The organism is Sphingobium sp. (assembly GCF_035511395.1).
Taxonomy (GTDB): Bacteria; Pseudomonadota; Alphaproteobacteria; order Sphingomonadales; family Sphingomonadaceae; genus Sphingobium.
Genome location: NZ_DATKFP010000185.1, coordinates 1 through 20,404 on the forward strand (window position 1 = coordinate 1; position 20,404 = coordinate 20,404).

The 20,404-nt window shown below is 63.5% G+C and carries 21 protein-coding genes; 8 read left to right on the top strand and 13 right to left on the bottom strand.

From position 1 onward, the window contains the following. A partial coding sequence (locus tag VMR39_RS12475; protein WP_325416307.1) for a glutathione S-transferase occupies nucleotides 1-555 on the bottom strand: 555 nt, incomplete at its 3' end. Between the two features lie 125 nt (nucleotides 556-680). Between VMR39_RS12475 and VMR39_RS12480 the strand changes: the two genes are divergently transcribed. Next, nucleotides 681-1,904, top strand: a complete 1,224-nt coding sequence (locus tag VMR39_RS12480) for a polyhydroxyalkanoate depolymerase (protein ID WP_325416308.1) — start codon at nucleotides 681-683, stop codon at nucleotides 1,902-1,904. A 62-nt stretch (nucleotides 1,905-1,966) separates the two neighbouring features. Here the strand turns inward: VMR39_RS12480 and VMR39_RS12485 are convergent, their stop codons facing one another. Further along, nucleotides 1,967-3,277: a dicarboxylate/amino acid:cation symporter gene (locus tag VMR39_RS12485; RefSeq protein ID WP_325416309.1), complete on the bottom strand. Its 1,311-nt coding sequence runs from the start codon at nucleotides 3,275-3,277 to the stop codon at nucleotides 1,967-1,969. A gap of 201 nt (nucleotides 3,278-3,478) precedes the next feature. On the opposite strand from VMR39_RS12485, the gene VMR39_RS12490 reads away from it, so the two are divergent. Next, complete coding sequence (locus VMR39_RS12490) at nucleotides 3,479-4,846, top strand: M20/M25/M40 family metallo-hydrolase (RefSeq protein ID WP_325416310.1); 1,368 nt, start codon at nucleotides 3,479-3,481, stop codon at nucleotides 4,844-4,846. Nucleotides 4,847-4,952: 106 nt separating this feature from the next. Here VMR39_RS12490 and leuA read toward each other — a convergent pair whose 3' ends face one another. The 8 genes from leuA to miaA all read right to left on the bottom strand — a co-directional run bounded on the left by leuA (nucleotide 4,953) and on the right by miaA (nucleotide 13,082). Beyond that, the gene (leuA, locus tag VMR39_RS12495; protein WP_325416311.1) at nucleotides 4,953-6,626 is read right to left on the bottom strand and encodes a 2-isopropylmalate synthase; all 1,674 of its coding nucleotides are present in this window, start codon (nucleotides 6,624-6,626) and stop codon (nucleotides 4,953-4,955) included. Nucleotides 6,627-6,856: 230 nt separating this feature from the next. Next, nucleotides 6,857-7,480 (bottom strand): YceI family protein, encoded by a 624-nt coding sequence (locus VMR39_RS12500; RefSeq protein WP_325416312.1) that lies wholly within the window; start codon nucleotides 7,478-7,480, stop codon nucleotides 6,857-6,859. A gap of 2 nt (nucleotides 7,481-7,482) precedes the next feature. Then, nucleotides 7,483-8,100: a YceI family protein gene (locus VMR39_RS12505; RefSeq protein WP_325416313.1), complete on the bottom strand. Its 618-nt coding sequence runs from the start codon at nucleotides 8,098-8,100 to the stop codon at nucleotides 7,483-7,485. A gap of 113 nt (nucleotides 8,101-8,213) precedes the next feature. Beyond that, nucleotides 8,214-9,233, bottom strand: coding sequence for a ketol-acid reductoisomerase (ilvC, locus tag VMR39_RS12510; RefSeq protein ID WP_325416314.1), 1,020 nt, complete (start codon nucleotides 9,231-9,233; stop codon nucleotides 8,214-8,216). A gap of 158 nt (nucleotides 9,234-9,391) precedes the next feature. Continuing rightward, the gene (gene ilvN, locus VMR39_RS12515; RefSeq protein WP_325416330.1) at nucleotides 9,392-9,907 is read right to left on the bottom strand and encodes an acetolactate synthase small subunit; all 516 of its coding nucleotides are present in this window, start codon (nucleotides 9,905-9,907) and stop codon (nucleotides 9,392-9,394) included. Further along, nucleotides 9,907-10,275, bottom strand: a complete 369-nt coding sequence (locus VMR39_RS12520) for a hypothetical protein (RefSeq protein WP_325416315.1) — start codon at nucleotides 10,273-10,275, stop codon at nucleotides 9,907-9,909. Before VMR39_RS12520 ends, ilvN begins: the two co-directional genes overlap by 1 nt. A 10-nt stretch (nucleotides 10,276-10,285) precedes the next feature. Next, the gene (locus VMR39_RS12525) at nucleotides 10,286-12,037 is read right to left on the bottom strand and encodes an acetolactate synthase 3 large subunit (protein ID WP_325416316.1); all 1,752 of its coding nucleotides are present in this window, start codon (nucleotides 12,035-12,037) and stop codon (nucleotides 10,286-10,288) included. A gap of 100 nt (nucleotides 12,038-12,137) precedes the next feature. After that, nucleotides 12,138-13,082, bottom strand: a complete 945-nt coding sequence (gene miaA, locus VMR39_RS12530) for a tRNA (adenosine(37)-N6)-dimethylallyltransferase MiaA (protein ID WP_325416317.1) — start codon at nucleotides 13,080-13,082, stop codon at nucleotides 12,138-12,140. On the opposite strand from miaA, the gene serB reads away from it, so the two are divergent. The 3 genes from serB (at nucleotide 13,081) to VMR39_RS12545 (ending at nucleotide 15,922) form a co-directional block, all read left to right on the top strand. Beyond that, nucleotides 13,081-13,956 carry a phosphoserine phosphatase SerB gene (gene serB / locus VMR39_RS12535; protein ID WP_325416318.1) on the top strand — a complete coding sequence of 292 codons (876 nt, stop codon included), beginning with the start codon at nucleotides 13,081-13,083 and terminating at the stop codon, nucleotides 13,954-13,956. The two genes, miaA and serB, sit on opposite strands and share 2 nt — an antisense overlap. Nucleotides 13,957-14,111: 155 nt before the next feature. Then, on the top strand, nucleotides 14,112-14,366 hold the full coding sequence (locus VMR39_RS12540) for a hypothetical protein (RefSeq protein ID WP_325416319.1): 255 nt from the start codon (nucleotides 14,112-14,114) through the stop codon (nucleotides 14,364-14,366). Between the two features lie 83 nt (nucleotides 14,367-14,449). Further along, on the top strand, nucleotides 14,450-15,922 hold the full coding sequence (locus VMR39_RS12545) for a L,D-transpeptidase family protein (protein ID WP_325416320.1): 1,473 nt from the start codon (nucleotides 14,450-14,452) through the stop codon (nucleotides 15,920-15,922). Nucleotides 15,923-16,010: 88 nt separating this feature from the next. Here VMR39_RS12545 and VMR39_RS12550 read toward each other — a convergent pair whose 3' ends face one another. Continuing rightward, complete coding sequence (locus tag VMR39_RS12550; RefSeq protein WP_325416322.1) at nucleotides 16,011-16,760, bottom strand: glutaredoxin; 750 nt, start codon at nucleotides 16,758-16,760, stop codon at nucleotides 16,011-16,013. Between the two features lie 124 nt (nucleotides 16,761-16,884). On the opposite strand from VMR39_RS12550, the gene VMR39_RS12555 reads away from it, so the two are divergent. Both VMR39_RS12555 and VMR39_RS12560 read left to right on the top strand, forming a co-directional pair. After that, nucleotides 16,885-17,268: a MerR family transcriptional regulator gene (locus tag VMR39_RS12555; RefSeq protein WP_325416324.1), complete on the top strand. Its 384-nt coding sequence runs from the start codon at nucleotides 16,885-16,887 to the stop codon at nucleotides 17,266-17,268. 293 nt (nucleotides 17,269-17,561) lie between these two features. Further along, nucleotides 17,562-17,828 carry a hypothetical protein gene (locus VMR39_RS12560; protein WP_325416326.1) on the top strand — a complete coding sequence of 89 codons (267 nt, stop codon included), beginning with the start codon at nucleotides 17,562-17,564 and terminating at the stop codon, nucleotides 17,826-17,828. Nucleotides 17,829-17,858: 30 nt separating this feature from the next. Here the strand turns inward: VMR39_RS12560 and VMR39_RS12565 are convergent, their stop codons facing one another. After that, nucleotides 17,859-18,815, bottom strand: a complete 957-nt coding sequence (locus VMR39_RS12565; RefSeq protein ID WP_325416327.1) for an L-threonylcarbamoyladenylate synthase — start codon at nucleotides 18,813-18,815, stop codon at nucleotides 17,859-17,861. Nucleotides 18,816-18,934: 119 nt separating this feature from the next. Here VMR39_RS12565 and VMR39_RS12570 point away from each other — a divergent pair, with 119 nt between their 5' ends. Next, complete coding sequence (locus VMR39_RS12570) at nucleotides 18,935-19,753, top strand: ATP-binding protein (protein ID WP_325416328.1); 819 nt, start codon at nucleotides 18,935-18,937, stop codon at nucleotides 19,751-19,753. Nucleotides 19,754-19,823: 70 nt separating this feature from the next. Here VMR39_RS12570 and VMR39_RS12575 read toward each other — a convergent pair. After that, a partial coding sequence (locus tag VMR39_RS12575) for a PQQ-dependent sugar dehydrogenase (protein ID WP_325416329.1) occupies nucleotides 19,824-20,404 on the bottom strand: 581 nt, incomplete at its 5' end.

Genomic DNA, 20,404 nt, shown 5'->3' on the forward strand with positions numbered 1-20,404 from the left:
GGCCGTCTTGCGTGATACCGAGACCGCATAGGTCAGGAAACGCTGGGCTACCGGTGCGAACATGGCATCGGCAACGGTGGGTTTGTTACCGAACAGCCAGGGGCCGTGATATGTGTCCAGACATTCTTCCCAGATCGTTTCCACCCGCTCGATATCGGGGCGGGCGCCGGGAAAGATCGGGAAACGGGCGTGCCGGACCTTGAGGTTCATCGGCAGAGCCGACCGTAGGTTGGTAAAGCCCGAATGAATTTCGCCCGACACCGACCGGCAATGGGCGCGGCTGATCCGGTCGATCGGATACATGCCCGCCTGCGGATAGAGTTCGTGCAGATATTCGGCGATCGCCAGCGTATCCCACACGCTCGCGCCCTCATGCGTCAACCGCGGCACCAGCACCGACGGGGACAGCAGCAGCAGTTCCGCGCGGATTTCCGGATCGTCCAAAGCGATCATCTTTTCGACGACATGAAGGCCGGCGAGGCGACACAAAAGCCAACCGCGCAGGGACCAAGAGGAATAATTCTTACTGGAAAGAGTAAGTTCCGCGACGGCCATGGCACCCTCCTGCTTTAGGCCAAGCTCACATTAATGATGATGCAGTGCAACAGAAAAAGCCTGTATAGCGTTTCAGCAAAAGACCGATTCGGTTTGCAGGTTCAATATAAGGCAAGTTTGCGATCATGCGGATGCTCTATAGCGGTTATCAGGCCTGGAATGACATGCTGGCCCCTGCGCGCCTTGGCGCGCAGTGGGCACTCGGCATGCGGGACAGGATGGGTCCGATGGCGGACTGGGCGATGCCGCGCCGCATGTTCGCGCTGATGGACGTGTTCCAGGGCGCCAAGCTGACGCACAAGCGTCCGGCCTATGACATCCTCACCGTTACCAGCGGCAATGCGGAAGTGTCGGTGCGGGAGGAGATCGCCCTCGAACTGCCGTTCGGTGACCTGCTGCACTTCGTGAAGGACGATGTGGAGGCAGAACAACCGCGCGTGCTCGTCGTGGCGCCCATGTCGGGCCATTTCTCGACCCTGTTGCGCAGCACCGTCGCAACGCTGCTGCGTGACCATGATGTCTACATCACCGACTGGAAGAATGCCCGCGACGTGCCATTGGAGGCCGGGCGCTTCGGTTTTGACGACTATGTAGACTATGTGATCCGCTTCTTCCAGGAACTGGGCGAAGGTGCGCATCTCGTGTCGGTATGCCAGCCCTGCGTGCCTGCCATGGCTGCCGTGGCGCTGATGTCGGAGGACAAGGACAAGGCGACGCCGCGTTCCATGACGCTGATGGGCGGGCCGATCGACCCGAATGCGGCGCCGACCGCGGTGAACGACCTCGCCAACGAAAAGTCGATCGAATGGTTCGAGGATAATCTGATCTCTGTCGTGCCCTTCCGCTATGCCGGACGCGGGCGCGAAGTCTATCCGGGCTTCCTCCAGCTTTCGGCCTTCATGTCGATGAACATGGAGCGACACGGCGCCCAGCATCGCGAGCTGTATCAGCTCCTGGCAGACGGCAAGACGGTCGAGGCGGACAAGATCAAGACCTTCTATGAGGAATATTTCGCGGTTCTCGACATGACCAAGGAATTTTACCTCGAAACCGTCGACATGGTGTTCCAGCGCACGTTGCTTGCGAAGGGTGAACTTACCGTGCGCGGCCGCAAGATCAATCCGGGCGCGATCCACAAGACCGCGCTGCTGACCGTCGAAGGCGAGCGGGACGATGTCTGCGCCGTAGGCCAGACCTCCGCTGCGCATGCGCTCTGCACCGGCCTGCGCCCGCATCTGAAGCGCCATCACCTCCAGCCCGGCGTCGGCCATTATGGCGTCTTTTCCGGCAGCAAATGGGAAAAGCAGGTCTATCCGCAGGTGCGGAGCATGATCCTGGCGATGAACTGACGTTCGTGCGGGTGTCACGATAAAGTTTGTTAAGGGGGCCTCCAGTTGGTCCCCTTTTCATTTCAGGCGATGGCCGGAACCGGATCCGCGCCTGCGCCGTAATAGGCGGCTTCGTCCAGTATCCCCTCACGTTTGGCGACGATGGTGCCGACCAGCACCTGCCCGGCGACATTCACCGCCGTGCGGCCCATGTCGAGGATCGGGTCAATGGCCAGCAGCAAGCCCGCGCCTTCCAAGGGCAGGCCGAGCGTCGATAGGGTCAGCGTCAGCATCACGATCGCGCCGGTCAGGCCTGCGGTAGCTGCCGATCCGATAACCGACACGAAAACGATCAGCACATAGTCGATGAAGTGCAGTGGGATACCGTAGAATCCTGCGACGAAAATAGCCGCCAGCGCCGGATAGATGGAGGCGCAACCGTCCATCTTGGTGGTGGACGCCAAGGGAATTGCAAAGGCGGCATAGCCCTTGTCGACGCCCAGTTGCTCCGTCACCGCCTCGGTGACGGGCAGGGTGCCGACCGAGGAGCGTGACACGAAGCCCAGTTGGATCGCCGGCCAGGCCTTGGCGAAGAAGGGGCCGGGTTTGAGGCCATTGAAGATCAGCAGCATCGGGTAGACGACGAGAAGCACCAGCGCGAGGCCGAGATAGATGGCGGCGGTGAAGGTGCCGAGCTGCGCCAGCGCGCTCCAGCCATAGGTGGCGATGGCGGTCCCGATGAGGGCGGCCGATCCGATCGGTGTCAGGCGGATGACCCAGCCGAGGATCGCTCGCACCACGGTGAGCAGCGAGCGGACAAAGGCCAGGAAGGGTTCCGCCTTGTCCCCGACCTTGAGCGTCGCAAGCCCAACCGCGATCGAAATGACCAGCAATTGCAGGATGTTGAAGGACAGGGTTGTGCTGGCCGTACCATCGGTGATCTTGGTGCTGCCCGACAGCGCAAGGCTGTTGCCGGGGACGAGACCCTTGAGGAAATCGAGCCAGCCGCCGACTGAATCCGCCTTGCCCATGGCGAGGGCGGTGCTATGCAGGCCCGCGCCCGGCTGGACGATCAGGCCGATGGCAAGGCCGATGCTGACCGCGATCAGCGCAGTGATCGCGAACCAGAGCAGGGTCTGTCCCGCCAACCGCGCGGCATTGTCCAGCGCGCGGAGGTTCGCGATCGACGCGACAATGGCGGCAAACACCAACGGCGGCACGATTGCCTTCAGTAGCGACACGAAGATTGATCCGACCGTCTTCAGCGCCGTTGCCAGCCAGTTGAGGTCGCCATTCGGCCCTGCGCCGATCTGGCGCGCGACAAGGCCCAGCAGCAGGCCGACCACCATGCCGACAAGAACCTGAAATCCGAAACTGCGATAGTTGAGGGCCATGTGTTTTTCCTCTGGGCGACCGGCCGCCTATATCGGACGCGTTCCATCCGATTGCGCGCAAGCAATTCTTTCAAGGGATTCAACGCGGATGAGGTGGCCCTCTTTCCGCACATTACCGGTCAAACGCATTGGCCGGGCCGATCCGCTATGCCAGATATGACGCATCAATCCATCGGCCAAGTTATCGGGGAGTAGAAATATATGGATATGCGGGGCGCATTTTTGGGGGCGATGCTACTGGCCGTGCCGCAAGTTGCCCAGGCGGCGGCCGATGCCGGCACCGCGAAGGACATCCTGATGCGCTCGGTCGCCTTCAAGACGGTGCAGGGGGAAGGGCAGGTGCCCAAGCTCGCGGCCTATTATGCCTCGGTGTTGAAGGCGGCTGGTTTTGCCGATGCGGATATCGTCATCACGCCGATGGGCGAGACGGCGACCTTCGCCGCGACGATCAGGGGCAGCGACCCGAAGCTCAAGCCCATGGCGCTGATCGGCCATATGGATGTGGTCGCAGCGAACCGCGCGGACTGGACGCGCGATCCCTTCGTGCCGGTCGAGGAGAATGGGTACATATTGGGGCGCGGGTCGGAGGATAATAAATATGACGTCGCGATGATGGTCGCGACTATGGCTCAACTGAAGAAAGAAGGGTGGAAGCCGCGCCGGACGGTTATCCTGCTGCTGTCAGGCGACGAGGAAACCGACATGGTGACGACCAAGGCGTTGGCGACCCAATATAAGGATATCGAGTTGCTGCTGAACGGCGATGGCGGCGGCGGACTGCTGAATGATGAGGGCAAGTCGGTTCTCTACCAGTTGCAGGCGGGCGAGAAGAGCTATGCCGATTTCGAGTTCGCCTTTACCGATGCCGGCGGCCATTCGAGCGCGCCGACGCCGGGTAATCCCATCTATCGCATGGCGACGGCGATCGACCGGATCGCCGCCTATCAATTCCCGCCAATGCGCAACGAGCTTACCAAGGCGTCGCTGGCCCTTTCCGCCGGCCGCATGGGCGGGGAGGTTGGCGAGGCGATGCGCCGCTATGCGGAGACCGGCGATCAGGCATCGGCCGATCTTCTGTCCACCCGACCGGAGTTTGTCGGGCAGGTGCGCACGACCTGCGTCGCGACCATGGCGCAGGCGGGCCATGCGCTGAACGCCCTGCCGCAAAGCGCGAAGGTCAGCGTCAATTGCCGCATCTTCCCCGGCGTGACGATCGAGGACGTGAAGGCGCAACTGGTTAAGGTGGTGGCTGATCCGAGCGCCACGGTGAAGACCCTGGGCGATCCTCTCGCCAGCGACGCTTCGCCGCTGCGGGCCGACGTCCTGAAGGCGGTGAAGGATGCGGTGACGGCGCGCGCGCCGGGCGTGACGGTGATGCCCGGCATGTCGGCGGGGGCCACCGACAGCCTTTATTTCCGGGCGATGGGCGTTCCGAGCTATGGGGTATCCAGCCTGTTCATGAAGGCCGAGGACGGCTTCGCCCATGGCCTCAACGAGCGTGTGCCGGTGGCCGGCATCAGGGAGTCGCTGGAGCAGTGGGACCGGTTGGTCCGGGCCTTGGCGAAGTAAGTAGGCCCTCTCCTCCGTTCGGTTCGAGCAGCTTCGAAGTCGAGAAGCATCCGTCGAGAATGGTTCCCGACAAGCTCGAACCGAACGGAGGAAGGATAGGTGCGCGTTAAACCCGCACCACGATCCCATTCGCGGCCGACAGCACGGCCTTGACCGAAGCGGTCGCGACGTCGCTGTCTGTGCCGATGCCGAACACGGTGCGGCCATCGGGCGTGCGACATTCGACATAGGCTGCGGCGTTCACATCGGTGCCTGCGCCGATCGCATGCTCATTATAGTCCGCGACTTCCAGCGTTACGCCCAGTTCGTCGCGCAGAGCGGCCAGCACCGACGAGATCAGGCCGTTGCCGCGCCCGGAAATGGACCGCTCGCCGCCGTCATGCGTGATCTTGCCGGTGAAGATGCGATCGCCGGCCGCGCCGCTTTCATGATAGTCGATCAGCGCATAGGGCTGGTCGTCGGTCATGCAATAATGGCTTTCGAACGCAGCCGAGATATCGGCGGCATTCAGCTCGCGGCTCGACTGGTCGGCTAGCGCCTGCACCACCTTCGAGAAGTCGGCCTGCATCCGCTTGGGCAGCTTGAAGCCCTTGTCCTGTTGCAGCACCCAGGCGACGCCGCCCTTGCCCGACTGCGAATTGACGCGGATCACCGCTTCATAGTCGCGGCCCAGATCCTTGGGATCGATCGGCAGATAAGGTACGTTCCAGATCAGGTCGTTGCGCGCTTCCTGCGCGGCAAAGCCTTTCTTGATCGCGTCCTGATGGCTGCCGGAGAAGGCGGTGAAGACCAGTTCGCCGGCATAGGGGTGGCGCGGGTGAACGGGCAGCTGGTTGCAATATTCGACCGTCTGGATGACTTCGTCGATGTCGCTGAAGTCCAGTTCAGGGTCGATGCCCTGCGTGTACATGTTCAGCGCCACCGTCACCAGGTCGCAATTGCCGGTACGCTCGCCATTGCCGAACAGGCAGCCCTCGACACGATCCGCGCCCGCCATGATGCCCAGTTCGGCGGCGGCAACGCCGGTGCCGCGGTCATTATGCGTATGCAGCGAGATCACCACACTGTCGCGGCGCGAAATGTTGCGGCAGATCCATTCGATCTGGTCGGCATATATATTGGGAGTCGCGCACTCGACGGTGGCGGGCAGGTTCAGGATCAGCGGCCGTTCGGGCGTCGGCTGGAGAATGTCCATCACTGCCTCGCAGCACTCCAGGCTGAAATCCAGCTCTGCGGTTGAGAAGGTTTCGGGACTATATTCGAAATGCCAGTCAGTGTCGGGTTGGGCAGCCGCATGGTCGCGCAGCAGCTTGGCCGCGTTGACGGCGATTTCTCGCACTTCGGGACGTTCCATCTGGAACACGATGTTGCGCCAGGCGGGCGACACGGCGTTGTAGACATGGACGATCGCCTGTTTGGCGCCGCGCAACGATTCAAATGTCGTGCCGATCAGGTCGGCGCGCGCCTGCGTCAGTACCTGCGGCATCACGTCGTCGGGGATCGCGCCTTCGCGCACCAGCCCGGAAATGAAATCGAACTCGGTCGCGCCGGCGCTGGGGAAGCCGACCTCGATCTCCTTGACGCCGACCCTGACCAGCAGGTCGAAGAAGCGGCGCTTCTTTTCCGCATTCATCGGGTCGATCAGCGACTGGTTGCCGTCGCGCATGTCGGTCGACAGCCAGCGGGGCGCCTTGGTGATGACATTCGACGGCCATCGGCGGTCGGGCAGGTCCACCTGGGGGAAGGCGCGATATTTTTGCGAGGGATCGGTCAGCATCATGGGATCAAACTACTTCTTCACGGTCGGGGCACACATGCGCTCCCGGAGTACGACTTGACTGTGATGAATGCCCTTAGGCGGATCGACGCTGCCCTTAGCCGGAAGGCAGCACAAAAGCCACGCCTAAGGGCGTGTAAGTCGTAGCAGGGTAAGAAGCGCGACGCTCTGCATGACGTGCCCCTTAACCCTTTTCGGGGGCAGTGGTAAAGATGATTCTTTCCGGACGTTGGTCAGGAACGACGGAATATTGCGTCTATGGTGAGGTCGACCTTGTCGGAAACGAAGGGGCGGCCAAAGCCCATGCCGAAATGGCTGCGCTCCACGGACATGGTTCCGGCAAAGTGCAAGACCGACAGTCCGGGGGCTTCATCGGGCGTCACGCCGATCAATCGGACAGAGAGGGTAACGGGGCGCGTCTGCCCATGCATGGTGAGTTCGCCAGCGATCGGCGTCGGCGTATCGCTGCTGGCCAAAGGCGCGTCCTGCGCGGCAAAGCGGACGGTCGGGAATTTGTCCATGTCGAAAAAGCTCTCGCCCTTCAGCATGGTGTCGGTCGATGTATCGCCAGTGGTCAGCTTCTCGACGGGGAAAGCGATGTCGACGGAGGCGCGGTCGGGTTTCGCCGGATCGATCACGACCGCGCCTTCGGGTTCGACGAAATCGCCGTCATAATTGCCGATCAACGCCTTCACATGGAAATGCACCTTGGTCGCCTGGCTGTCGACCTGATAGCGGCCAGGCGCATAGAGTACCGCAGCCGCCTGTGGCGCTGCCGGGACAGGCGGCATTGCAGCCGCCGGCACGAGTGCGACCATGCTCAGAAGCAGGATGAACTGTACCGGCGGGCGCATCATATTTACTTCTGGAAGGCAGCGATGATCTTCAGCTCGATCGCGTCACCGACGACCGGCACCGCCATACCCATGCCGAAATCGCTGCGCTTGATCGTGCCGGTGGCCACGAAGCCGACATTTTCCTTCTTGTTCATCGGGTTTGCGCCAGCGCCGTAAAATTCGGCGTCCAGCGTCACCGGCTTGGTGATGCCCTTGATGGTCAGATTGCCGGTGATGGTCGCGCCGGTCGCGCCGTCGGCCTTCACACCGGTCGAAACGAAGGTCGCCTTCGGGAACTTGGCGGCGTCGAAGAACTCGGCCTTGGCCAGATGCTCGTTGAGCGCGGGGATGCCAGTGGTCAGGTTGGCGATCGGCACTTCGATCGACACCTTCGACGCGGACGGGTTCGCCTTGTCCAGCGTCAGCGTGCCGGTCGGCATGGTCACGACGCCCATATTGTTGGTGAAGCCCATATGGTCATAGGCGAAGACGATCTGGGTGTGGCTCGGTTCGACCTGATAGGTGCCGCCGATCACCTTGGCGACGTCCTTGGTGCCGGGCGTCGCGGCGCCTTGGGCGATGACGACGGTACCGCCGGCAACGGCGATCAGGGCGGCGGCGGGAATCAGGAATTTGCGCATGAAAAAAGACTCCGAAAAACGCTCAAGGGGCGCTGCAACAATATGCCGCGCCCCTCGATTGTTCCAGAGCCGTAACCGGAAACGGTTCGTTCCGGTTATGCCGCTTTCCTGGCTTAGTTCTTTTCCTTGTCCACCAGCGCGTTGGCGCCGATCCAGGGCATCATCGCGCGCAGCTTGGCGCCGGTTTCCTCGATCGGATGGCGCTGGGACGCGATGCGGCTCGCCTTGAGTTCCGGCTGGCCGGCGCGGTTGTCGAGGACGAAGTCCTTCACGAAGCGACCCGACTGGATGTCGGCCAGAACGCGCTTCATTTCCTTCTTCGTTTCTTCGGTGATGATGCGCGGGCCGGTCTTGATGTCGCCATATTCGGCGGTGTTCGAGATCGAATAGCGCATGTTGGCGATGCCGCCTTCATACATCAGGTCGACGATCAGTTTCAGTTCGTGGAGGCACTCGAAATAGGCCATTTCGGGCGAATAGCCCGCTTCGACCAGAGTTTCGAAACCGGCCTGGACCAGCGCGGTGGTGCCGCCGCACAGCACGGCCTGCTCGCCGAACAGGTCGGTTTCGCATTCCTCGCGGAAGTTGGTTTCGATGATGCCCGAACGGCCGCCGCCAACGCCCGAAGCGTAGGACAGGGCGATGTCATGCGCGTTGCCGGTCGCGTCCTGATGGATCGCGATCAGGCAGGGCACGCCGCCGCCACGGACATATTCGCCGCGCACGGTGTGGCCCGGACCCTTGGGGGCGATCATGATGACGTCGACGTCCTTGCGCGGCTCGATCAGGCCGAAATGGACGTTCAGGCCGTGGGCGAAGGCCAGCGCCGCGCCGGGCCGCAGATTTTCATGCACGTCGGCGGCGTAGATGGCGGCCTGATGCTCGTCGGGCGCCAGGATCATGAACACGTCGGCCCAAGCGGCGGCTTCGGCGTTGGGCAGAACCTTGAAGCCTGCGCCTTCGGCCTTCTTGGCGCTAGGCGAACCGGCGCGCAGGGCGATCGCGACTTCGGCGACGCCCGAATCGCGCAGGTTCTGCGCATGGGCGTGGCCCTGCGAACCATAGCCCAGGATGGCGACCTTCTTGCCCTTGATCAGGCCGATGTCCGCGTCGCGGTCGTAATAAACCTTCATTTGACGTTCCTTCTTTCAGTCCGATTGGCGCGTTGAGGCGCCGTGATTTGCGGTGAGGGGGACCACCTGCGCGCGGGAGAGGGGCTCGATCGCCCTCACCCTCCCACCGCTGGGCGGCGGGCCCCTCCCTCTCCCGCGAGGGGAGAGGGGTAATTTCTTCAGTTCGGCTCCTTGCCGCGGATCAGGCCGACGACGCCGGTGCGGCCGACTTCGACCAGGCCGATCTGACGCATCAGCCCGACGAAATTGTCGATCTTCTCGGTCGTCCCGGTGATCTCGAAGATGAAGCTCTCGATCGTGGTGTCGACCACCTTGGCGCGGAACACGTCGGCCAGGCGCAGCGCCTCGATCCGGTCCTCGCCCACGCCCGCAACCTTCACCAGCGCCAGTTCGCGCTCCACGAAGGGGCCGTTTTCGGTGAGGTCCGTCACCTTATGCACCGGCACCAGCCGGTCGAGCTGGGCGATGATCTGGTCGATCACCTTGGGCGGGCCGCTGGTGACGATGGTGATGCGGCTGATCGCATGGTCGTCGGTGATGTCGGCCACGGTCAGGCTGTCGATATTATAGCCGCGCGCGGTGAACAGGCCCGCGATCCGCGCCAAAATGCCGGCCTCGTTGGAAACGGTCAGCGACAGGACGTGTCGCTGGCTCAACTCTTCCTGGATATGCATCAAATAGCCCCGTTATCCTGGTCTTCGCGCCCGTCCCGGTCTTGTTCGGGTTTATCGTGGCGCTGCGAAATCATTGCGGCGAAGGCGAACTGCCAGTTGCCGTCCTGCCGGTAGGCGACGCGGACCGGGAAGCCCGCCACCGCATCCATCATCCGTGACAGATGCTCGCCCACATAGCGCGGACCGACCAGCAGAGTGCCGATATGCCGCTCGTGAAAGTCGAACCCTTCGTCCAGATGCACTTCCCATTCTTCATTGTCCGGGTCGGCATAGTCGATGGTCCAACCGCTCAGCTCCGCCACCCCTGCGATCCGTTCGAAATCCCAGGGTTCGGTGACATGAATGCGGAGCTTGAGATGCTGTGTCACATCGGCGCCCTCATACCAGAGCCTTCGCCTCGTCCGACATGACGCCTTCGACCTGGCTGGGGTCGAGCAGCATTTCGGTATGGGCCGCGCCCGACGGGATCATCGGGAAGCAGTTGGACAGCTTCGCCACGCGGCAATCGACGATCACCGGCCCCGGCGTTTCCAGCATCTGGCGGATGCCGGCTTCCAGTTCCTGCGGCCCTTCGATGCGGATGCCGGTCCAGCCATAGGCTTCGCCCAGCTTCACGAAGTCGGGCAAGCTGTCCGAATAGCTGTTGGAATAACGGCTTTCATAGGTCAGTTCCTGCCACTGGCGGACCATGCCCATATATTCATTGTTCAGAATGAACAGCTTCACCGGCAGGCGATACTGGGTCGCGGTACCCATTTCCTGGATATTCATCTGGACCGAGGCGTCGCCCGCAATGCAGATGGCGATGCTGTCGGGATTGCCCATCTGCGCGCCGATGGCCGCCGGGAAACCGTAGCCCATAGTGCCAAGCCCACCCGAGGTCAGCCACTTGTTGGGCGCCTCGAACCCGAAATGCTGGGCCGCCCACATCTGATGCTGGCCGACTTCGGTGGTGATGATGACATCCTTGCCGGTCGCCTTGGTCGCCGCATAGAGGTCGGCGATCGCGCGCTGGGGCATGATCTCCGTGCCATTCTCGGCATAGTCCAGGCTCTTGCGCGCGCGCCAGCCAGCAATCCGCGCCCACCATTCGGTCAGGTCAGCCTTCTGGTGATTGCGCAGCTTCCACAGCGCGATGATGTCGTCCAGCGCGCTGGCGATGTCGGCCACGACAGCGACATCGACATCGACGATCTTGTTGATCGAGCTGCGGTCGATATCGATGTGGATTTTCTTGCTGTTGGGCGCAAAGGCATCTAGCCGGCCGGTCACGCGATCGTCAAAGCGGGCGCCGATGCACAGGATCAGGTCCGCCTGGTTCATCGCCCAGTTGGCTTCATAGGTACCGTGCATGCCCAGCATACCCATCCACTGGTCGGACGAGGCAGGGAAGGCGCCCAGACCCATCAGGGTGGAGGTGACGGGAGCGCCGGTCAGTGCGGCCAGTTCGCGCAGCAGCGCGCTCGCCTGCGGGCCGGAGTTGATGACGCCGCCGCCGGTATAGAGGATCGGACGCTCGGCCGCAGCCAGCATCTCGACCGCGACGTCGATCGCCGCATCGTCCGCCTTGGTCTGCGGATGATAGCTGGCATGGACCTTCAGTTCCGGACGGGCATAGGGCGCGGTCGCGATCTGGACATTCTTGGGGATGTCGACGACGACCGGGCCGGGGCGGCCGGTGGTGGCGATATGGAACGCCTCATGAATGACCTCGGCCAGCTTGCCGGGGGTCTTCACCAGATAATTATGCTTGGTGCAGTGGCGCGTGATGCCGATCGTATCGGCTTCCTGAAACGCGTCGGTGCCGATCAGCTGCGTGGGAACCTGACCCGTGATGACGATCATCGGGATCGAATCCATCAGCGCGTCGGTAATGCCGGTGACGGCATTGGTCGCGCCGGGGCCGGAGGTGACGAGCACGACGCCGGGCTTGCCGGTGGAACGGGCATAGCCCTCCGCCATGTGGGTCGCGCCCTGCTCATGACGGACTAGCACATGCTTGATCGTGGGGTGATTGTAGAGCGCGTCATAAATAGGAAGCACTGCGCCGCCCGGATAGCCGAACACGACTTCGACGCCCAGATCGACCAGGCATTCGACCAATATGTCCGCGCCGCTCTTTTCGGCCACGATAATACTCCTCCGTTGATGCAGGTAGGGTGCTTTGCGCGCCCGCGCCTTTGATGGCAAGGCGCCTGCCTCTAGTGGACAGAAAATGACGGGTCAAGCACTATTGCTGTAATTTAATTGCTAATTGATCGATAATTTTATTATCTATTTCTTGCCTTTCGCGGGGCCAATCCGGGGGCGGCTGGTTCGAAAACCAGGTATACTGGCGTTTGGCATATTGGCGGGTGGCCAGGCTGCCTTTCGCTATGCAGTTGTCCAGATCGCTGTCGCCTTCGAGGAAAGCCGCAATCTCTGGCACGCCGATCGCCCGCATCACCGGCAGGTCGCGGTTGAGGTCGCGGGTCAGCAGCGTCTCGACCTCCTCGATCGCGCCGCCCTCCATCATCATCGCGAAACGCCGGTCGCACCGGTCGATCAGCCAGTCGCGCGGCGGCAGGAGGATCATCGGCGACAAAGCGATGCGGTCGCCGATCCCGCCGGCCTTGTGTTGCTGCCACTGTTTCAAGGGTTTGCCGGTGGAGCGTACCACTTCCAGGGCGCGGGCCACGCGCGTCGTGTCGGCCGGGGCGAGCCGGGCGGCGGCTTCCGGGTCTTCGCGGCCCAATGCTTCATGCGCATCAGCCACCGGCATGGCGCGGACGGCGGCGCGGATGGCGGGATCGATCTCCGGCACCGGCGCAATCCCGTCGAGCAGGGTGCGGATATAGAGGCCGGTCCCGCCGACCAGCACAGGCAGCTTGCCGGCTTTATGGGCAGCGTCGATCTCCGCCTTCGCCTCCGCCGCCCAGCGCGGCGCGGTGCAGGCTTCCGCGCCGTCGATATGGCCGAACAGGCGATGGGGCACGTCGCCCATTTCCTCGGCGGAGGGGCGAGCCGATAATATGGCGAGTTCGGCGTAGACCTGGCTGGCGTCGGCGTTGATGACGATGCCGTCGGCCGCCTTGGCGAGCGCAATGGCCAGCGCGCTCTTGCCGCTGGCGGTTGGCCCGGCAATAAGCGCGACGCGGGGGCGGGATTCGCCCGGATCGGTTTCAGGAGTGTTCATGTTCGTCGCGACCTTAGTGGCAAGTGGCTCGATGGGGCAGGGGGATATTGCCGAGGCCGTCGAACGGCTGCGGGACGCCGGTTGCCAGCCGGGCGAAACCACCTGGCTCGATGCGGACAAGGCGGCCGATATCTTCTTCGCGGTCGATCCGGCTGCCGCCCGTGCGGCGCTGGCCGACGTGGGCGACAAGGTGGACGTCATCGTCCAGCCGGCCGCCGATCGCGAAAAGAAGCTGCTGATTGCCGACATGGACTCCACTATGATCACTGTCGAGTGCATCGACGAACTGGCCGACTATGCCGGCATCAAGCCGCAGATCGCGGAGATCACCGAACGCGCGATGCGCGGCGAACTCGACTTCGCCGGCGCGCTGCATGAGCGGGTCGCGCTGCTCAAGGGGCTGGCGGACAGCGCCATCGACCAGTGCCGCAAAGAGCGCGTGGTCATCATGGACGGCGCGAAGGCGCTGGTCCGCACGATGAAGGCGCGGGGCGCCACCACGCTGCTGGTGTCGGGCGGCTTCACCCGCTTCACCGGGCCGGTGGCCGAGGAGATCGGTTTCGACGCGAATGTCGCCAATGTGCTGGAAATCGCCGACGGCGCGCTGCTCGGTACCGTGACCACTCCGATCGTCGACGCCGCGCGCAAGCGGTCGGAACTGGAAGCCGCGATTGCGGGGGGCATCGACCGCACGCTGACGCTGGCGGTGGGCGACGGCGCCAACGACATTCCGATGATCGAAGGCGCAGGGCTGGGCGTCGCCTATCATGCCAAGCCCAAGACACGCGCTGCCGCCGCTGCCGAGATCGTCCATGGCGATCTGTCGGTTCTGCTTTATGCGCAGGGGATCGCGTCGGCCGATTGGGTGGCGTGAACGGCCCGGCGCTGTTCATACACCGCTGGCCGTCATTTCGATCGGGTAATGGATTCGTTTCGGAAAGTGAAACGTTGGCTCCCCGCCGTACATTGAAGCGGTGAGAGGTCTGGCGGCGCCGGTCGGATTTTCGTCCCGCGTCCAGGGGAGTGTTTATGCAATTCAGATATATGGCTTTGGCCGCCGCCGGGCTTATGGCGCTCAGCGCCTGCTCGAAGAATGAGGCTCCGGTCACGAGCGCGCCGCCGGTCGGTCCCGGCGCGGTGGCCGGCACCGTTGCCGCCGATCGCGATGGCGATGGCATCATCGACGGCTATTATACTGCCGACGGCATTTATCACGCGATCCAGGGACCGCCCTGTCCGCCGCCTCCGCCCCCGCCGCCGCCTCGCCGGGGAGAACGCGGCTGATCCACTCGCATTCTTGGGCGCGGCATCTACGCCGCGCCCTCCCGCTACGCGTTTCCTTTATTTCCTGTCTGCTGATCGCTCCGGTGCTGCCGCAGGCGGCGTCGGCGCAGCCTGATGCCGGACAGGTCGTCAGGTCGAGCATCGGTGTGGAAATCCGTGCGCAGGTAGGTGGGAAATATAGGGATTTCTACGCGCCGCGCGGTTATTGGCCGCTCTGGGTGGAAAAGGGTCGGGTCGGGCCGCAGGCCGATGCGTTGCTCGCCCTCATCGACAAGAGCGAGGCCGATGGCCTGAAGCCGCGCGATTATGATCCGGGCGACCTTCGACGCTTGATCGAGGAAACGGACGCAGCGCCGACGCCCAAGACATTGGCGCGAGTCGACCTCGCTTTGTCGCGCAGTTTTGCCAGCCTCGTCGCCGACATGCGCCGGCCCGCGAAGGGCGTGAAGATCCGCTATCTCGACAAGGAAGTCGAACCGCGCGCCGCCGACCCGGCGGACATATTGCGCGCCGCTGCGTTGGCGCCGTCGCTGACCGACTATGTCCAGAGCGTCGGCTGGATGAGTCCGCTCTATATGAAATTGCGCAATGCCAGGGACGGCTACCTCCGGAAGTGGGGCGATCTGCCGGACGTCGTCGTGCCCGAAGACGTGAAGATGCGCCCCGGCGGCAAAGGTGCCGGAATTGCCGTGCTCCGCCAAAGGCTGGGGCTGGTCGACGGCGGAGCCTATGACAAGGCGCTGGTCGCGAAGGTGAAGGCGTTTCAGGGCGACCACGGTTTGAAGCCCGATGGTGTCGCGGGCGTTATGACTATCTCCGCCCTCAATCAGGGGCCGCAGCGCTATGCCCGGCTGCTGGCGCTCAATCTGGAGCGGGCGCGGCTGTTGCCCGGACCCTGGACGCGCCATGTGGTGGTAGACGCCGCCTCGGCCCGGCTCTGGTATTACAGCAAGGGTACGCTCGACGGCACGATGAAGGTCGTCGCCGGCACGAAGGAAACGCAGACGCCGCTGATGGCGGGCATGATCCGCTATGCGACGCTCAATCCCTATTGGAACATTCCGCCCGATCTGGTCGAGCGCAAGGTGGCGCCCAAGATCCTTGGCGGCGGATCGCTCAAGGCGATGCGCTACGAAGCGCTGGCCGACTGGAGCGCCAATCCCGCGCCGCTGGCGCAGAGCGCGATCGACTGGAACGCGGTGGCGTCCGGTCGGGAAGAAGTGCGGGTGCGTCAGTTGCCGGGCAGCGACAATGCGATGGGGAAGGTCAAGTTCATGTTCCCCAACGACCTTGGCATCTATCTGCACGACACACCGCAGCGGAACCTGTTCGCCAAGGAGGACCGGCATTTCAGCAATGGCTGCGTCCGGCTGGAAGATGCGCAGCGTCTCGGTCGCTGGTTCTTCGGCAAGACGCTCAGCGCGGACGGGGACAAGCCCGAACAACATGTCCCCCTGTCGCAGCCGGTGCCGGTCTACCTCACCTACCTGACCGCCGTGCCGACCGCGCAGGGGGTGCAGTTCCTGCCGGACGTCTATGGGCGGGACGGGGAGTAGTCGGAATTCAGTTTGTTGATTAGTCAGTGGCCCCCGCAACCATCCACGCCTTTGATCAGTGGATGCCGGCCAGCATCCACGCCTTTGATTAGTAGATGCTTGCCAGCATCCACAGGGCCATCGCCACCATCATCAGATTTTCGGTGAGTGATACGAAGCCCAGCGGCACATTGCTGTTGCCACCGACGCAGGCGCATTTGAGTTCGCGCTTTTCCAGATAGACGGCCTTGAACACCGACACGGTCCCGATGCCGCCGATGAAGAGCGCGATCGGGATGGACAGCCAGTCCAGCGCCCGTGTCAGCATCAGCACGCCGGCACCCAGTTCGAGGAAGGGATAGGTCAAGCCATAGGGCGGCAGGCGGCGGGCGAGGAGGTCATAGTTGAGGAACATGGTCGCGAACCGATCCACATCCTGCAATTTCAGCATGGCAAGCAGCATCATCGCGATCGCGACGAACCGCTCCAGTGTCATGAAGGACAGGAGCGGCAGGAATGTCAGCCAGTTGACCGCCAGCGCCAAAAGCGCCGCCACCGCGAACACGGCCAGCACCGGCACATAGCTGATCGCCTTGGCATCCTTCACCTTGAGGCCGAGATAACGGCGCAGATCGTCATGGCCGCCGATCCGCCGGCCGTCGATGAAGATTTGCGGCGTCGTCTTCACATCATGCTGCGCCTTGAAGGCATCGGTTTCCGCGCGGGTCGTCAGCCAGTGGTCGTCGACCCGATAGCCATGGCGCTTGAGCAGCCAGCGCGCCTTCAGGCCATAGGGGCAGGTGTGGCCGGGCATGACCATGCGGTGCAGGCTGGCGCTTTTCGGGGCGGGGCTGGTCATCATCGCATCCTTGGAAATGTTATTCATTGTCCGTAATTTCGCAGGCGTCGGATAATCCATCCGACTTGAAATCACTTCTGGATGCAGTTCATATAAGGTCCGTACCATGGTCCGGAGTCAAGGGATGAACATGACAATTTCCGCACTGGCCAAAGCCGGTGGCGTCGGGGTGGAAACGGTGCGCTATTATCAGCGTCGCGGACTGCTCGACACGCCCGAACAAGGCGAGGGGATCCGCCGCTATGGCGAGGCGGATGCGCGGCAGCTGGCCTTCATCCGATCGGCGCAGGGCGCGGGCTTCACCCTGGAACAGATCGGCGAACTGCTGCATCTCGACGCCGGGCAGGACCGGGCGCGGGCGCGTGAACTCGCGGCGGAGCGGATCGCGGCGCTGGACGTCAAGATCGCGGAATTGCAGACGGCCCGGAGCGCGCTGGAACGGTTGGCCCGGCAATGCCATGCGTCGGAAGAAGGGCCTTGCCCGATCATCGCGGCCTTTGAGGGGTGAAGGGGCAGCGGCGGGGGAATAGGATTTGCGCCGCTTAACTTCGCACATTTCCCGCCGATTTCGACATTTTGTTGCGCGCGCCTGATCCTATCGAAAAGGCGCAGATGTGGACGATGGAAAGAGCCGCGCGCCAATGTAGCACTCGATGGCGATGTAGGACAGCCGAGGTGGTTAGCGCGGTGGTCGGTATCCATCCGTTTGAACGGACGGCCCAGCCTGTCCCGCATCGTTCTTAGTCAAAGGTTCATGTGAACCATGCTAGAGACGCGTCGATCGCTATCGGGGGACGTAAGATGAAGAAGTCATTATTGCTGCTGGCCACGCCGCTGGTTCTGCTGATGCTGCCGGGATGTGTGCGGACGGTGGCGAGCGTCGTGACTGCGCCGGTGCGTGCGGGCGCGCAGGTCGTGGACTGGTCGACCACCAGCCAGGAAGAGGCCGATCGCAATTATGGGCGAAAGATGCGCAAGCAGGAAGCGCGCGACGGCAAGGCCGCCAAACAGGCCGAGAAGGAACGGCGCAAACAGTGTCGCGAAGCTGGTTACGACAATTGCGGTTGACGGGCGGGGCTGATAGCTCAGCCGCCAGCCTTACGCCGCGGCGCGTTTCAGCCGGTCGTTGATCGCAGCGCCGATGCCCTCGGTCGGGATCGGCGCGATCGCGATGCGGGCCGCTGCGCTGGCGTCGGCAATGTGAAGTGCGGCGAAAAGGTTCGCGCCGGCCTCGCGCAGGTCCGCTTCCGAACTGAGGTTGATGTGGCAGGGCATCAACCCGAAGCCGATCAGATATTCGTCGCTCTCGGCCCGCAATGCGTCCAGCCGCACCGGCTTGGACGGGGCATAATGACTTTCGAGCTGGCCGGGCGCTTCGATCTTCACATCGCCCTTGCCGACGATCACCGGGAGGCCGGTCGCCTCCTCCAGCATCATGGCCGTCACCGGACCGGGACGGAGCAGGCGGATGCGGTCGGCCTCCGGCGCGGCGATGGTGGATTCCAGACCCTCGCTGGTCGGACCTTCGTCCAGTATCATCCGCACCTTGCCGTCGAGGCTGGCGAGCACATGTTCGGCGCGGGTCGGGCTGATCGAGCCGCTGCGGTTGGCCGACGGTGCGGCGAGCGGGCGGCCGCTTTCACGGATCAGCGCGCGCATCGCGGGATGGGCGGGCAGGCGCAGCGCGACCGTGGGCAACCCTGCCATCACCAGCGGCGACAGGCCGCTGTCGGCGCGCACGGGCAGAACCATGGTCAGAGGGCCGGGCCAGAAACGGGCCGCCAGCGTTTCGCCCACGGGCGAGAAATCCGCAAGGCCGCGCGCCATGTCGAGGTCGGCCACATGGACGATCAACGGATTGAAACTAGGGCGTCCCTTGGCGCTGTATATCGCCGCCACCGCATGGTTGTCGGTGGCGTCAGCGGCCAGGCCATAGACGGTTTCGGTCGGGACGGCGACGGGTTCGCCGGCTCGAATGAGCAGGGCCGCCTCGCGCAGCGCTTCGGCGCCGTAGCGGCAGGAACGGGTGGAATAGGTTGGATTGGCGATGGTCACGGCCCCTGCGATATAGTCCCCGGTTCCGTCGAGTAAAAGGCCATTGCGACAGGAGAATGACATAAGGAAATGGGGGCGGCGGCCTTGAAGCGTCGTAGATCGCCGACTAAGCCCGCGCTATGACCGACGCGCTCCTCACCCGCATTGCGGAGGCACTGGAACGGCTTGCGCCGCCGCCGCCTCTTTCCGCTGATCTCGCCGCCGCGCGTGCCTATGTATGGGACGGCGATGCGATCCATGCAGTGGACGCCTTTGCGCCGGTAGAGTTCGACCTGCTGAGCGGGATCGACGCACAGAAGGGATCTCTGCTGGAAAATACCCGCCGCCATGCCGCCGGCCATGCTGCGCATGACGTGCTGCTGTGGGGCGCGCGCGGTACCGGCAAGTCGGCGGTTGTTGCGGCCGTCGTAGGGAAGTTGCAGGCGGAGGGGCAGGATGTTGCCCTGCTGCAATGCGCGATCGACGAACTGGCGAGCCTGCCGGCGCTCTTCTCCCTGTTGCGCGCGACGACGCGGCCGTTCGTGCTGTTCCTCGACGATCTGGGCTTCGACGAGAATGGCGTGGGCGATGCGCGCGCGCTGCGATCGTTGCTTCAGGGCGGGACGGCGGCGCGGCCGGCCAATGTCCGCCTCTATGTGACGTCGAATCGCCGCCATATCGTGCCGCGCCACCTGTCGGAACAGGACGACCCGGTGAATCCGCGCGACGTGATCGACGACAAGATGGCGCTGTCGGATCGCTTTGGCCTCAGCCTTGGCTTTCATGCGATCGACCAGGACGCCTATGTGGCGATCGTCAGCGGCTATGCGGGCAAGCTGGGCCTGAGTTTCGATCGACAAGAGGCGATCCAGTGGGCGACCCAGCGCGGCAGCCGGTCTGGCCGCGTCGCCTGGCAATATGTGGTCGAACTGGCCGGGCGGAACGGAATTACGATCTGAATTATCCTTGGTTTCGAGCGTGTCGAGACTTGTTTCTCGACTTCGCTCGAAACGAACGGATGCAGGGGTGTTATTTCGCTTTCGTCACGCGCCACACCACGCCGCCGACATCGTCGCTGACCAGCAGGGCGCCCTTGGCGTCTGCGGTCACGTCGACCGGGCGGCCCTGGGCTGCGCCGTCCTTGTCGAGGAAGCCGGTCAGCACGTCCACCGGCTTGGCCTTGCCCGCTTCGCCATCATCGAAGCCGACATAGACGACCTTGTAGCCGGCGGCAGGCTTGCGGTTCCAGCTGCCGTGCAGGCCGACGAAGGCGCCATCGGTATAGGGCGCGCCCAACTGCACCTTGTCGGCGAAGGTCAGGCCGAGCGGGGCGACATGGTTGCCCAGCGCATAGTCGGGACGCTTGGTATATTCGCGGATTTCCGGCCGCTGCGGCTGGACCCGGCGATCCTCGTAACCGCCCCAGTAATTCCATGGCCAGCCGTAGAAGGCACCGAATTCGATGCGCGCGAGATAGTCGGGGACAAGGTCGCCGCCCAGCATGTCGCGTTCGTTGACCACGCCCCAGAGTGCGCCGCTCTTCGGTTCGATGGCGAGGCCAACCGGATTGCGCAGGCCCGATGCGAAGATGCGCTTGTAGCCGGTCTTGG